Raw genomic sequence first — 13,414 nt, 5'->3', positions numbered from 1 at the left:
GTCAGGTCGGACGCCGCCCGAGAAAGGAATGCACGATGCCGCGCTGCCAGCCGGTCACCGGCTCGACGCGGACGTCGGCGAACCCGGCCGCGCGCATCCGCGCGGCGAGCCGCCCGGCGCCGTCGAAGTCGAGGACGCTGCGCCAGAGGTAGCGGTAGAGGTCGGTCGACCCGGTGACCCGGCGGCCCAGCGGGATGATGATCCCCCAGGACACTGCGGTCCAGACCGCCCGCGCGCGCCGGCTGTCCCGCACCGAGTACTCGTGCACCGCGATCGGCGCGCCGGGGGCGAGCAGGTCGTACATCGTCCGGAGGCCGGCGTCGCGGTCGGGCAGGTTGCGCACGAGATAGGCGGCGAGGATCCCGTCGAACGGGCCGGTGATCCCGGTCGTGGACAGGTCCTCGAGGCGGGAGTGCACGAACCGCACCCGGTCCGGCCAGTCCTTGCGCCGCGCCTCCGCGATCATCTCCGCCGAACCGTCGACGGCGACGATCTCGGCGTCCGGTGCCGCGGCCAGCAGCGCGGCCGTCGACGCGCCCGTCCCGCAGCCGAGGTCGAGCAGCCGCGGGCCGGTGCCGTCCCGAGCCGGAGCCTGTGGAGCCGACCATCGTCCGAGTCGGCGCGCGGACAGCCGCAGGTGCTCGTGGTAGCCGGGGTTGCGGCCGACCAGCCGGTCGTACGAGGCGGCGTGGTCGTCGAAGGCGCCGGGCACGGTGGCCGGGCCGATCGGGTCGCGGGGCACGGGGAGATCCTGGCCCGCGCGGCGTCGATCGTGCACGGTGGACCGGTGGTCGAGAGGGCCGGGACGGTCTGGGTGGTCGCGGGGGCACCCGGCGCAGGCAAGACGACGGTGGCCGCCGCCCTGCTCGCGGCCCTCGACCCCGTCCCGGCGCTGCTCGACAAGGACACGCTCTACGGGGACTTCGTGGCCGCGACCCTGGAGGCCGCGGGCCGCCCGCCCGGCGAGCGCGAAGGTCCCTGGTACGACGCGCACGTCAAGGTCCACGAGTACGCGGGGCTCACCGCGACCGCGCGGGAGGTCCGCGGGCACGGCTGCCCGGTGCTGCTCTCCGGCCCCTTCACCGGGCAGATCCGCGACCCGGACCGGTGGCTCCGATGGGTCGCCGAACTGGGCGGCGACGACGTCCGGCTGGTCTGGGTGCGCTCGGACCGCGCGACCCTGCGGCACCGCCTGGAGCGGCGCGCCTCCCCACGGGACAGCGGCAAGCTCGCGGACTTCGACGCCTTCGTGGCCCGGATGCGGCCGGACGAGCCGCCGCCGGCGCCGCACCACGAGATCGACAACCGGATCGGGCCCCGCCGGTCGCGGAGCAGGTCGCCGCGCTCGTAGGTTAGCGGAGCCGGTACCAGGTCCCCTCGGCGTCGGTGCGGATCGGCGTGTAGTCCCGGGCCAGTTCGGCCCGCAGGTCCGGGCCGCGCTCGGCGAGCCAGCCCGTGGCCTGGTCGTCGACCAGCACCACGGTGGGCCGGACGGCCACGACCTCGCCGGCCAGCTCCTGCCACTGCCGGTCGGCCATGAGGTCGTAGTCCCAGCCGTTGGTCCGCACGACCAGCGGCTCGTCGGCCAGCAGGTGGTAGAGCGGATCGCCGAGCACGAAGAGGCTGTCGTCGGGCCGCACCCCGGCGGCAGCGATCTCGGCGCGGATCGTGTCGTACCCCGCGACCCGCTCGTCGATCCGCGCCCGGCTCGCGGCGGTGAGCCCGCCGCCGTCGAGCACGGCCGGGAGGGTCCAGCTCGCCGCGTGCCCGAGCAGCGGCAGGCAGGCTACGGCCAGCAGGGTGATCGCCCACCCCCGCCGCGGGCCCCGGGCGAGCCGCGGGGCCAGGTCGTCGAGGCCGCGCAGGGCGAGCACGACCAGCGGCGCCGACAGGAAGTACCACTGGTACCACCAGCCGAACTGGCCGGCGACGGACAGGACGTGCAGGACCGCGAAGGCGACCATTGCCAGGTCGAGCGCGTCCCGGCGGCGCCACGCGGTGCCGGCCCGCCGTGCCGCGAGCAGCACGACCGGGGCGCTCCACAGGCAGTACCGGCCGAGCCCCTCGAGCAGCCGGGCGGGGGAGCGGGAGCCGTGCGCGGCACCCATGTCCAGTGCGTCGACCAGCCAGACCCGCAGCGCGGCCCCGCCGGCGCCGCGGACGGTTAGCCAGGCCAGCACCAGCAGTCCGGGGACAAGGGCGGCACCGACGACGACCGGAACGGCGACGACGCGGGCACGCGCCCGCAGCCGCAGCGCGAGGAACACCAGCAGTGCCAGCCCGGTGACGGCGGCGAGCGGCAGCTTGAACACCCCGACGACGCCGACGCACAGGGCGGCGCCCACGACCCGCCGCCACCCCGGTACGCGGCCGGGGTCCGCGGCGACCAGCGCGAACGCGCCCACCGCCGGGACCAGGCAGAGCATCTCCAGCTGGCCGAAGTCGCCCGGGCCCGCGGAGGTCAGCAGGACACCCGTGGCCAGCACCGGCAGCCACCGGCGCACCCACGGCGTGGCCGTCCGTCGGCGCAGCAGCCGCCACACGCAGGCGCCGAACGCGACGGCCGCGAGCACGTCGAGCAGCCGCGCGCCCGTCTCGCCGAGCCCGAGCGCGTCGGCCAGGCCGTACCAGAGGAAGACCCCGGGCTGCTTGACGTCCCAGAGGTCGGTGTAGAGCGTCTCGCCCTGCAGGACCTGCCGGCCGATCAGCGAGAAGATCGCCTGGTCACCGCGGAACGGGTAGGTCAGGACGGTCCCGCCGAGCAGGACGAGCGCCACCGCCGCGACGACGACCTCGACCGCGACCGACGAGCGGGGCACCCGGACCGGCCCGGTCGCGGGTTCGCGGGGTGCGGGTACCCGCGCCTCCGAACCCTGTCGCTCGCCGAGGGTTGTCTCCGACCCGTTCCGTGCCTGCACTGCAGTACTCCCTCACGTGCGCTTGCCGCAAGGAAGATCGGTGCGGGCCCGGGCACCGTTTCCGGGCGTCCGCGTGGTCACCCGATCGGGTGGTGGGGTTCCGGAGGTTGCGGACGGGGGCGGGAACGAGAACGGCCGGACCCCCCGAAGGGGATCCGGCCGCAGCCGCCCGTGACGCCCGGGGCGCTCAGGCGCGCCGGTTCTCCGAGCTCAGCATCCAGGCCTGCTTCTCGAGGTCGACGATCACCGCGTGCAGCAGGTCGGCGGTCGAGGGGTCCTCGGCGTCGACGGCGTCGTGCACCTCGCGGACGGTCGCGGCGGTGCGGTACAGCAGCTCGGTCATCGCGTTGACGACCGCGGTGGTGTCCTGCTCGCCGGGCAGCTGGCGCGGCAGCGAGGTCGTCTCGGCGACGGTCCGCGGGCTGCCGTCCGGCACCGCGTAGAGGGCGCGCATCCGCTCGGCGATGGTGTCGCTGTGCTCGCGCGCGACCTCGACGATCTCGTCGAGCTGCAGGTGGAGGTCGCGGAAGTTCGCCCCGACGACGTTCCAGTGGAACTGCTTGCCCTCGAGGTGCAGGGCGACGAGGTCGACGAGCACCTTCTGCAGGTTCGCCTCGAGCTCGGGCGAGGCGGTGAAGGGACGGAAGCCGGTGGGGGCGCTGGTGGTGGTGTTCGTGGCGGTCATGGTTCCTTTGTACCCTACTTTTGACACAGTCAAATCGTGATGCTGGTCAAGTTAGTGACCGCATCCAATCTGTGGGGGTAGCCTCACCTGCATGGACGACCTCACCGCTCTGCTCCGGGAGAAGGGGCTGCGCAGCACGCCGCACCGGCGCGCGGTGCTGCACGCCCTGGCCGACCGGCCGCACTCCACCGCCGTCGAGGTGGCGGAGGTCGTGGCCCGGGCGGGGGCGGCGGCGGGGCCGTCGGCGGTCTCGGAGCTGTCCCGGCAGGGCCTCTACAACGTGCTCGAGGACCTGCGGCGCGTCGGGCTGGTGCGCAGCATCGAGCCGGCCGGCTCGGCCACCCGGTTCGAGCTGCAGCACGGCGACAACCACCACCACCTGGTCTGCCGGGTGTGCGGGCGGGTACGGGACGTGCCGTGCGCCGTCGGGTCCGCGCCCTGCCTCGAGCCGGCGCACCAGGAGGGTTTCGAGATCGACGAGGCCGAGCTGGTGTTCTGGGGGCGCTGCGCGGAGTGTGCCGCGCGCTGAGGGCTTCCCTCACACCACCAACGACGTCCGCACCGTGTATTGCGAGGCCCGGTACACGTGCGTGCCGGTCTCGACGAAGGCGCCGGTGTCGTCGTAGACCGAGCGACGGACCGTCACGCACGCCGCCGGCTCCTGCTCGCCGAGCAGTGTCGCCTCGTCCGCCGTCATCAGCCGCGCCCCGATGATCTGATGGGCGATGCGGAAGCTCGCCCCCTGCGCCCGCAGCAGCGCGTACAGCCCCGTCCGCTCCAGGTCGGGGGCGGAGACGCTGTAGTGCTCCGGCAGGTAGTTGGTGAGGAGCGCCAGCCGCACCCCGTCGGCGCTGCGCAGACGCCGGATCCGGGTCAGGCGTGCCGGCAGCCCCGGCGGCTCCGGCACCTCCTCGGCGCCGCACTCGTCGAGCGACAGCAGCTCGGTCCCGGGTACCCGCCCCTCGGCGGCGAGGTCGTCGAACAGGCTGGTCAGCCGCACCTCGCGGTGTACGTGCGGCTGCACGACCTGCGTGCCGACACCGCGTTTGCGCACCAGCATCCCGCGGGTCACGAGCTCCTGGATCGCCTGCCGCGCCGTCGGCCGGGCCAGGCCGAGCCGCGCGGTGAGCGCCACCTCGTTCTCCAGCCGGTCGCCGGGCTTGAGGACCCCGGTCTCGATCGCGCGCTCGATGGCCAGCGCGAGCTGGTGGTAGAGCGGGACCGGGCTGGCCCGGTCCAGCTCGACCTCGAACGCGACGGGGGTGTCCTCCATGCGAGCGAGGCTACAAGTGAGTACGTAACTATGTATAGACAAAGTACCGACGGACACGTAGCTTCGAAGGCGTCGGACAGCGCGGAAACGAGACGTCGAAGAGGACTCGATGAGCGAACCAGCAGAGGTGTTGACCTTCGGGCGCGCCGGGGTGGACATCTATCCCCTGCAGGTCGGGGTGGGCCTGGAGGACGTCGAGTCCTTCGGCAAGTTCCTGGGCGGCACCACCGCCAACGTCGCCGTCGCCGCCGCGCGGCTCGGCCGGCGGGCCGCCATCATCACCGGCGTCGGCGACGACCCGTTCGGCCGCTACGTCCGGCAGGAGCTGCGTCGGCTCGGGGTGAGCGACGAGCACGTCGTCACGAACCACGAGTACCCGACGCCGGTCACGTTCTGCGAGATCTTCCCGCCGGACGACTTCCCGCTGTACTTCTACCGCAAGCCCAAGGCCCCGGACCTGCAGGTCACGACCCCGGACGTCGACCTGGACGCGGTCCGCGCCGCCGAGCTGCTGTGGCTCTCGGTCACCGGGCTCTCCGAGGAGCCGAGCCGGACCACGCACCACGACGTGCTCGCCGCGCGCGACGGCCGCCCGGCCGTCCTCGACCTCGACTACCGGCCGATGTTCTGGGAGACCCCCGCCGCGGCTACCGAGCAGATCCAGAAGATCCTGGGCCAGGTCACGGTCGCCGTCGGCAACCGCGAGGAGTGCGAGGTCGCGGTCGGCGAGACCGACCCGGAGAAGGCGGCCGACGCGCTGCTCGACGCCGGCGTGCAGCTGGCGATCGTCAAGCAGGGCCCCAAGGGCGTGCTGGCGAAGACCCGCACCGAGCACGTCGTCTCCCCGCCCATCCTGATCCAGCCGTACAACGGCCTCGGTGCCGGTGACAGCTTCGGCGGCTCGCTGGCCCACGGCCTGCTCGCGGGCTGGCCGCTGGAGAAGGTGCTGGCCAGGGCGAACGCGGCCGGTGCGATCGTCGCCTCCCGCCTGGAGTGCTCCACCGCGATGCCCACGCCCGCCGAGATCGACATCCTCCTCGACGGCGGCGACCCGAACCAGAAGGCGGACAAGTGAGTTTCGCGAAGACCTACGACGAGGTCCGCGACATCCGGACCTTCGAGCCGCACCGCATCCCGGAGCTGCTCCGCTCCCGCGCCCGCCGCCCGTTCGTCCCGGACGACGGCAGGCTGATGATCGTCGCCGCCGACCACCCGGCCCGAGGTGCACTCAGCGCCCGCGGCCGCGCGGACGCGATGGCGAGCCGCCCCGAGCTGCTGGACCGGCTGCGCACCGCGCTGTCCCGCCCGGGTGTCGACGGCGTGCTGGGCACGGCCGACGTCCTCGAGGACCTGCTGCTCATGGGGGCCCTGGAGAACAAGGTCGTGGTGTCGTCGATGAACCGCGGCGGCCTGCAGGGCGCCAGCTTCGAGCTCGACGACCGGCTCACCGGCTACGACGTCGCCGGCACCGTCGAGGCGGGCTTCGAGGCGATCAAGATGCTGACCCGCATCGACCTGAACGACCCGGCGTCGGTCGCCACCCTGGAGCTGTCCGCACAGGTCGTCACCGAGGCGAACCGGGCGCAGCTCGTCGCCATGGTCGAGCCCTTCCTGTCGAACCGGGTGAACGGCAAGGTCGTCAACGACCTCTCGCCGGAGGCCGTGATCAAGTCCGTGCACATCACCCAGGGCCTGGGCACCTCCAGCGCCTACACCTGGATGAAGCTGCCGGTCGTCGACGAGATGGAGCGGGTCATGGAGGCCACCACCCTCCCGACGCTGCTGCTCGGCGGCGACCCGACCGGAGCGCCCGAGGAGACCTACGCCTCGTGGAAGTCGGCGCTGGAGCTTCCGTCCGTGCGCGGCCTGATCGTCGGCCGGGCACTGCTGTACCCCGACGACGGCGACGTCGCGAAGGCCGTCGACACCGCCGTCTCGCTCGTCCGACCGGAGGAGGCCGCCGCAGCATGACCGAGTACGTGATCCCCGCCGGCACCGGCGGCGCCGATGGCTACGAGCTCGAGGTGACCCCGAAGTCGGCGGGCTGGGAGCACTCGAGCCTGCGGATCGTGAACCTGCCTGCGGGCGGTTCCCGGACCGTGGAGACCGGCGCCGAGGAGATGTTCGTGGTGCCGCTGTCCGGCTCCGCCACCGTCACCCTCGGGGACGAGACCCACACCCTCGCCGGGCGCACGAACGTCTTCGAGGGGCCCACGGACGTCTCCTACCTGCCGATCCGCTCGACCGTGACCCTCGCGTCGGAGGCCGGCGGCCGGTTCGCCCTGTGCGGCGCGCGGTGCGAGCGGGAGCTGCCCTTCCGGTACGGGCCGAAGGCCGACGTCCCGGTCGAGTTGCGCGGCGCGGGCCAGGCCAGCCGCCAGGTGCGCAACTTCGGCACCGTCGGTTCCTTCGAGGCCGGTTCGATCATCGCCTGCGAGGTCGTGACCCCCGGCGGCAACTGGTCGAGCTACCCCGCGCACAAGCACGACGAGGCGGGCCCGCACGAGTCGCAGCTCGAGGAGATCTACTACTTCGAGATCGCGCCCGGCCCCGCCGGCCAGCCCGGCCTCGGCTTCCACCGCACCAGCAGCTCGCCGGGCCACGAGATCGACATCATGGTCGAGGTCCACGATCGCGACACGGTGCTCATCCCGTGGGGCTGGCACGGTCCGTGCGCGGCGGCGCCCGGCCACGACATGTACTACCTCAACGTGATGGCCGGCCCCGGCGAGGAGCGCGCCTGGCTCATCACGGACCACCCCGACCAGGCCTGGATCCGCGACACGTGGGCCGACCAGGCGATCGACTCCCGCCTCGGAGGTCAGTAAATGGGTGAGACGATCCGGCTCACCGTCGCGCAGGCGACCGTCCGGTTCCTCGCGGCGCAGTACAGCGAGCGCGACGGCGAGGAGCAGAAGCTGTTCGCCGGCTGCTTCGGCATCTTCGGCCACGGCAACGTCGCGGGCCTCGGCCAGGCGCTGCTGCAGGCCGAGCTGCACGAGCCCGGCGCGCTGCCGTACGTGCTCGGCCGCAACGAGCAGGCCATGGTGCACAGCGCCGTCGCCTACGCCCGGATGAAGGACCGGCTGCAGACCTGGGCGGTCTCGTCGAGCGTCGGCCCGGGCGCCACGAACATGGTCACCGGCGCCGCGCTCGCCACGATCAACCGCATCCCGGTGCTGCTGCTGCCCGCGGACACCTTCGCCGACCGCTCGGCCTCGCCGCTGCTGCAGGAGCTGGAGCTGCCGAACGCCGGCGACGTCACGGTCAACGACGCCTTCCGCCCGGTCTCCAAGTACTTCGACCGCGTCTGGCGGCCGGAGCAGCTGCCCGCCGCCCTCCTGTCGGCGATGCGGGTGCTGACCGACCCGGTCGAGACCGGCGCCGTGACCGTCTGCTTCCCGCAGGACGTCCAGGCCCAGGCCCACGACTGGCCCGTCGAGCTGTTCGAGAAGCGGGTCTGGCACGTCGCCCGCCCGCTGCCGGAGCAGGCGGCGCTGGCCCGCGCCGCGGAGATCATCCGGTCGGCCGAGCGGCCGGTGATCGTCGCCGGCGGCGGTGTCCACTACTCGGGGGCGACGGCGGCGCTCGCCGCGTTCGCCGAGGCCACCGGCATCCCGGTCGGACAGAGCCAGGCCGGCAAGGGCACGCTCGTGTTCGACCACCCGCAGTGCCTGGGCGCCATCGGCTCCACGGGGACGACGGCCGCGAACGCGACCGCGCGCGAGGCCGACGTGGTGATCGGCATCGGCACGAGGTACTCGGACTTCACCACCGCGAGCCGCACGGCGTTCCAGAACCCGGACGTGCGGTTCGTCAACGTCAACGTGGCCCCGATCGACGCCGTCAAGCACTCCGGCGCCTCGATCGTCGCCGACGCGCGGGAGACCCTCGAGGCCCTGCTCCCGCTGCTCGACGGGTACTCGGTCGCCTCGGCGTACACGGAGCGCTACACCGCGCTCGACGCCGAGTGGACCGCCACGGTGAAGGCGGTCTACGAGCCCGAGGTCCCGGCGAACGGCGCGGGCGGCCTGCTGACCCAGAACGAGGTCATCGGGATGGTCAACGAGCTGTCCGACCCGCGCGACGTCGTGGTGTGCGCCGCCGGCTCCATGCCCGGTGACCTGCACAAGCTCTGGCAGACCCGGGACGCCAAGGGCTACCACGTCGAGTACGGCTACAGCTGCATGGGCTACGAGGTCGCCGGCGGTCTCGGCGTCCGGATGGCCTGCCCCGACCGGGACGTCTTCGTCATGGTCGGCGACGGCTCCTACCTGATGATGGCCACCGAGCTCGCCACGGCGGTGCAGGAGGGCCTCAAGGTCATCACCGTCCTGGTGCAGAACCACGGCTTCGCGTCCATCGGGTCGCTGTCGGAGTCCCTCGGCTCGCAGCGGTTCGGCACGAAGTACCGCTACCGCTCCGCGGAGACCGGCCGGCTCGACGGCGACGTCCTGCCGCTCGACCTGGCCGCCAACGCCGAGAGCTTCGGCATCCGGGTGATCCGCACCAAGACCCCGTCGGACTTCGCCGCGGCGATCGCCGAGGCCAAGGCCGCCCCCGACAGCACCGTCATCTACGTCGAGACCGACCCGCTGATCGGCGCCCCCGACTCCCAGTCGTGGTGGGACGTCCCGGTGAGCGAGATCAGCGAGCTCGACTCCACCAAGGCCGCTCGCAAGGTCTACGACGAGAACAAGGCCATCCAGAAGTCGTTCCTGCGGCCCAGCTCCTGAGGGGAAGAAGAAGATCATGACTGACAGCAAGACCCTGTACCACTGGGCCAACGGGCAGAAGGTCGACGGGAAGTCCGGCCGGTTCTCGGACGTGACGAACCCGGCGACCGGTGAGGTCACGGCCTCGCTGCCGTTGGCGTCGGAGGAGGAGGCCGCGGAGGTCATCGCGGCGGCGAAGGCGGCGTTCCCGGGCTGGCGGGACACCAGCCTGACCAAGCGGACCCGGATCCTGTTCAAGTTCCGGGAGCTGCTCGACGAGCGGGCCCCGGAGCTGGCGGCGATCATCACCTCCGAGCACGGCAAGGTGCTCTCCGACGCCGCCGGGGAGGTGGCCCGCGGCCAGGAGGTCGTGGAGTTCGCCTGTGGGGCCCCGCACCTGCTGAAGGGCTCGGCCACGGAGAACGCCTCGACCAACGTGGACGTGGCCTCGATCCGCCAGCCGCTGGGCGTGGTCGGGATCATCTCGCCGTTCAACTTCCCGGCGATGGTGCCGATGTGGTTTTTCCCGGTCGCGATCGCCGCGGGCAACACGGTGGTGCTCAAGCCGTCGGAGAAGGTCCCGACCGCGGCGCTGTGGATCGCCGAGCTGTGGCGCGAGGCCGGTCTCCCCGACGGCGTGTTCAACGTGCTCAACGGGGACAAGACCGCGGTCGACGCGCTGCTGACGTCGCCGGACGTCAAGTCGATCTCGTTCGTCGGGTCGACCCCGATCGCGCGGTATGTCTACGAGACGGGCACGGCGCACGGCAAGCGGGTGCAGGCGCTGGGTGGGGCGAAGAACCACATGGTGGTGCTGCCCGACGCGGATCTGGACCTGGCCGCGGACCAGGCGATCAACGCCGGGTTCGGCTCGGCCGGGGAGCGCTGCATGGCGGTCTCGGCGCTGGTCGCGGTGGGCGACATCGCCGACACCCTGGTGGACAAGATCCGCGAGCGGGCGGTGGCGCTGCGCACCGGGGACGGAACGCGAGGCTGTGACATGGGCCCGCTGGTGACCCGGGCGGCGCAGGAGCGGGTGTCCGGTTACATCGACGCGGGCGAGTCCGCGGGCGCGACGCTGGTGGTCGACGGCCGTCGGGGTTCGTTCGACGCCGAGGGTGACGGGTTCTTCGTGGCCCCGACGCTGTTCGACAACGTCCGGGCCGACATGTCGATCTACACCGACGAGATCTTCGGTCCGGTGCTGTCGGTGGTGCGGGTGGACTCCTACGAGGAGGCCGTGGAGCTGGTCAACGCCAACCCGTACGGGAACGGGACGTCGATCTTCACCAACGACGGCGGTGCGGCGCGGCGGTTCCAGAACGAGGTCGAGGTCGGGATGATCGGCATCAACGTGCCGGTGCCGGTGCCGATGGCCTACTACTCCTTCGGGGGCTGGAAGAACTCGCTGTTCGGCGACACCCACGCCCACGGTGTGGAGGGGTTCCACTTCTTCACCCGCGGCAAGGTCGTGACCACCCGCTGGCTCGACCCGGCCGCGCGGGAACAGCACGGCGGCATCAACCTGGGCTTCCCCCAGAACGCCTGATCCGCTCCCGCCTCCCGGCGATGTCCGGGAACCGCAGGGCTCCCCGCCGGGCCGACCGATCCCCGGCCCGGCGGGTGACCCCGCGACGACCGGCCCCGCACCCCGATCCGTGGTGCGGGGCCGGCGGCGTTCTCGGCCCGGTCACGGCAGGCATGATGGCGCCGTGTCGAGCCCCGTACCGCCCCCCGCCGGACCGCCGGCCGGGCCGGGCGCCCTCGCCGTGCTGCTCGCGACGCTGGGGCGACGGGTGCGCGACGAGATCGACACGGCGCTGCGGGCGGAGCAGCTCACGATGCGGCACCTGGCGGCGCTCGGCCACCTGACCCGACGCCCCGGGCTCTCCTACAGCGAGCTCGGCCGCCGCACGGGGGTGACGGCCCAGAGCATGCAGTCGACCCTGCGCCGGCTCGAGGAGCGCGGCGCGGTCGAGCGTCGCACCGAGCCAGGTCGTGGCCGGGTGGCCGAGCTGCACGTCACACCGGACGGACGGCGGCTGCTGAGCCGGGCGGAGAAGGCGGTCGGCGACGTCGAACGGGTGATGCTCGCCTCGCTCCCACGGCCCGAACGCGCCCTCCTGGCCCGCACGCTCGTCGGGATGCTCGGGCGGCTGGGCGAGGACACCCCCTGACCGGGGGACGTCGCGGCTCCTGGTTTCAGGCAGTCTGAAAGAGGCTGGTCCGGTTTTGCGGTACTGCGGCTCCGAGCGTCAGCCACGGTTTCAGACAGGCTGAAGGATTGGGCGAGCGATTCAACCTTCATACCGGGACGCGGTCGAGGCCCGGCTTTCAGCCTCCCTGTAACTTGCACCGGCCTTTCGGGAACGAGGGAGGACCGCGGATGTGACGGCCGTCCCGCCCGTGATCCACGTCCTCGCCGGGATCGGCGTCGTCGGGCCGGTGACCGCGGCCACATCGACGTGCCCGCGGTACGTCCGCCCGGCCCTTGCGGGCGGAGGATCCCCGGCGACGGTGGAGCCCTGCACCGCATCAGCCGGGCCTCCGCGGCGCTCGCGACCGCGGCGCCGTTGTTCGGGTTGGCGGCCGCGGTGGCGATGGAGGTGCTCGGCGACGCGTGGCCGTTCGCCCCCGTCGTCCTCGCGGCGGTCGCTGCGGCTCCACCGGGCCCGGACCCTGCCGGTGCAGGCCGGGTCATGGCCGCCCTCGCAAGGGAGGCCGACGCCGGGGGAGTGCGGACGATGCGCGGCCTGTCGACGACCTCGGGGTGTTCGCGTCGTTCCGGGCCGTCGTGCTCGCCGTGCCGGACCGGTCTTGTCGCGCGGGCCCCGCGCGCTCGCGCCGATGCCCGGGAGCAGGGGCCGGCTCGTGCTGCGTCGCGCAGAGACGAATTCCGGGTGAACGGAAAGAGCGCCTCCCACCGGCGGCCGCGGAATTGCTTCGCCCCCGCGTTCGCGGCGCGTCCGGTGGGAGACGCTCATCCGGTTCAACGCGACGGCGCGGCACGAGATGCACGCACGAACGGGTGGTTCCTCGGTCGCTGCCTGCGACGACGTGTCCACGGACAGCCTCTGCGTGAATTCGATCGAGCGGTCACAGCTGTGGACTCCGGGGATTCGGGGTGATGATCGCGGTTCGATCACGAGACTTGCCCCGGAATTCCGCGCGGTACCGACGTGCTGGGCTCGAAATCCGATCATCGACCGAGGCCGGAAGTCGATGATCGGGAGGACTCGCCGCCGCGGAACATGTCGCTCCGGAGCGAGGGCGTCGGGCCGGCGTCGCGTGTGCGGTGGGCCGGTCTCGCGTGTGCGCGCGAAGGAGCGACCCCGCACCGCCGGGAGTTCCCGGGAGGACCGGCAGGAGAGTCCGGGCGCCAGGCACGGTGCCGACGGCAGGGCGCCGGGGTGATCGGGGGCCGCCCGGGGGTGCTCGGGAGCTGTTCGAGCGCTGCAACTCGACGTCAGGACGGCGCGGTTGCGCACCGTGTGCGTCGAACCATGGCCATCGCCGCAGGCCAGGGCACGGATCGTGGCCGTCCGTCGCCGGTTCAGAGCACCGAGAGCGGTCCGCGGTCGCCAAATGTGACCGGCGTCATGAAGGCCGAAATCTGGCCGTCATGCCGTCCACCGCGCCGAGCGCAGGCCTCTGACCTGCGATGAGAGGGCCGATTCGGGGTGGGGGACCCCGGTTTGACCCTCCCCGTCGGCGGGGCGTAACTTTCTCGTCGTCAGCGAGACGCCGGACAGAACGAGCCCCTGAGGCTCGGTCAACAGGCCCGTTGGCCGCCCCCGAGCCGGACCCCCTGGATCCTCGTGGA

General features: G+C 72.7%; 12 protein-coding genes. 8 read left to right on the top strand and 4 right to left on the bottom strand.

The genetic code is table 11. The annotated features are described in order from the left end of the window. Position 1 precedes the first annotated feature (1 nt). Complete coding sequence (locus tag LWC33_RS24915; protein WP_233307019.1) at positions 2-742, bottom strand: class I SAM-dependent methyltransferase; 741 nt, start codon at positions 740-742, stop codon at positions 2-4. Between the two features lie 45 nt (positions 743-787). Here LWC33_RS24915 and LWC33_RS24910 point away from each other — a divergent pair, with 45 nt between their 5' ends. After that, entirely contained in the window at positions 788-1,351 is a 564-nt protein-coding gene (locus tag LWC33_RS24910; protein WP_233307017.1) for a P-loop nucleotide/nucleoside kinase family protein, read from the top strand. Position 1,352: 1 nt separating this feature from the next. Here the strand turns inward: LWC33_RS24910 and LWC33_RS24905 are convergent, their stop codons facing one another. Next, on the bottom strand, positions 1,353-2,918 hold the full coding sequence (locus LWC33_RS24905) for a hypothetical protein (protein WP_233307015.1): 1,566 nt from the start codon (positions 2,916-2,918) through the stop codon (positions 1,353-1,355). A 187-nt stretch (positions 2,919-3,105) separates the two neighbouring features. Continuing rightward, entirely contained in the window at positions 3,106-3,603 is a 498-nt protein-coding gene (locus LWC33_RS24900) for a Dps family protein (RefSeq protein WP_233307014.1), read from the bottom strand. Positions 3,604-3,694: 91 nt separating this feature from the next. On the opposite strand from LWC33_RS24900, the gene LWC33_RS24895 reads away from it, so the two are divergent. Then, positions 3,695-4,132: a Fur family transcriptional regulator gene (locus LWC33_RS24895; RefSeq protein WP_233307012.1), complete on the top strand. Its 438-nt coding sequence runs from the start codon at positions 3,695-3,697 to the stop codon at positions 4,130-4,132. Between the two features lie 9 nt (positions 4,133-4,141). Here LWC33_RS24895 and LWC33_RS24890 read toward each other — a convergent pair whose 3' ends face one another. Next, a complete protein-coding gene (locus LWC33_RS24890) occupies positions 4,142-4,876 on the bottom strand; it encodes a GntR family transcriptional regulator (RefSeq protein ID WP_233307010.1) in 735 nt (244 codons plus the stop codon). A gap of 109 nt (positions 4,877-4,985) precedes the next feature. On the opposite strand from LWC33_RS24890, the gene iolC reads away from it, so the two are divergent. From iolC to LWC33_RS24860, 6 genes are all read left to right on the top strand, one after another. Then, on the top strand, positions 4,986-5,951 hold the full coding sequence (gene iolC / locus LWC33_RS24885; RefSeq protein ID WP_233307008.1) for a 5-dehydro-2-deoxygluconokinase: 966 nt from the start codon (positions 4,986-4,988) through the stop codon (positions 5,949-5,951). Beyond that, the gene (locus LWC33_RS24880; RefSeq protein WP_233307006.1) at positions 5,948-6,847 is read left to right on the top strand and encodes a class I fructose-bisphosphate aldolase; all 900 of its coding nucleotides are present in this window, start codon (positions 5,948-5,950) and stop codon (positions 6,845-6,847) included. Before iolC ends, LWC33_RS24880 begins: the two co-directional genes overlap by 4 nt. Then, the gene (gene iolB / locus LWC33_RS24875; protein WP_233307004.1) at positions 6,844-7,704 is read left to right on the top strand and encodes a 5-deoxy-glucuronate isomerase; all 861 of its coding nucleotides are present in this window, start codon (positions 6,844-6,846) and stop codon (positions 7,702-7,704) included. The genes LWC33_RS24880 and iolB overlap by 4 nt, the downstream gene beginning before the upstream one ends. Beyond that, entirely contained in the window at positions 7,705-9,612 is a 1,908-nt protein-coding gene (gene iolD / locus LWC33_RS24870; protein WP_233307002.1) for a 3D-(3,5/4)-trihydroxycyclohexane-1,2-dione acylhydrolase (decyclizing), read from the top strand. It abuts the gene before it with no gap. Positions 9,613-9,628: 16 nt separating this feature from the next. After that, positions 9,629-11,140 (top strand): CoA-acylating methylmalonate-semialdehyde dehydrogenase, encoded by a 1,512-nt coding sequence (locus LWC33_RS24865; RefSeq protein ID WP_233307000.1) that lies wholly within the window; start codon positions 9,629-9,631, stop codon positions 11,138-11,140. A gap of 163 nt (positions 11,141-11,303) precedes the next feature. Continuing rightward, complete coding sequence (locus tag LWC33_RS24860) at positions 11,304-11,768, top strand: MarR family winged helix-turn-helix transcriptional regulator (protein ID WP_233306998.1); 465 nt, start codon at positions 11,304-11,306, stop codon at positions 11,766-11,768. Positions 11,769-13,414: the final 1,646 nt, after the last annotated feature.

The organism is Pseudonocardia terrae, from assembly GCF_021343995.1.
In the GTDB taxonomy this organism is placed as follows: Bacteria; Actinomycetota; Actinomycetes; order Mycobacteriales; family Pseudonocardiaceae; genus Pseudonocardia; species Pseudonocardia terrae.
This window is presented reverse-complemented; position numbering and strand designations above follow the sequence as displayed.

What these genes read in the sequence shown, in the direction of transcription:
- LWC33_RS24865 (WP_233307000.1), top strand. Translation starts at nt 9,629, where the DNA reads ATGACTGACAGCAAGACCCTGTACCACTGGGCCAACGGGCAGAAGGTC.
- iolB (WP_233307004.1), top strand. Translation starts at nt 6,844, where the DNA reads ATGACCGAGTACGTGATCCCCGCCGGCACCGGCGGCGCCGATGGCTAC.
- iolC (WP_233307008.1), top strand. Translation starts at nt 4,986, where the DNA reads ATGAGCGAACCAGCAGAGGTGTTGACCTTCGGGCGCGCCGGGGTGGAC.
- LWC33_RS24895 (WP_233307012.1), top strand. Translation starts at nt 3,695, where the DNA reads ATGGACGACCTCACCGCTCTGCTCCGGGAGAAGGGGCTGCGCAGCACG.
- LWC33_RS24890 (WP_233307010.1), bottom strand. Translation starts at nt 4,876, where the DNA reads ATGGAGGACACCCCCGTCGCGTTCGAGGTCGAGCTGGACCGGGCCAGC.
- LWC33_RS24900 (WP_233307014.1), bottom strand. Translation starts at nt 3,603, where the DNA reads ATGACCGCCACGAACACCACCACCAGCGCCCCCACCGGCTTCCGTCCC.
- iolD (WP_233307002.1), top strand. Translation starts at nt 7,705, where the DNA reads ATGGGTGAGACGATCCGGCTCACCGTCGCGCAGGCGACCGTCCGGTTC.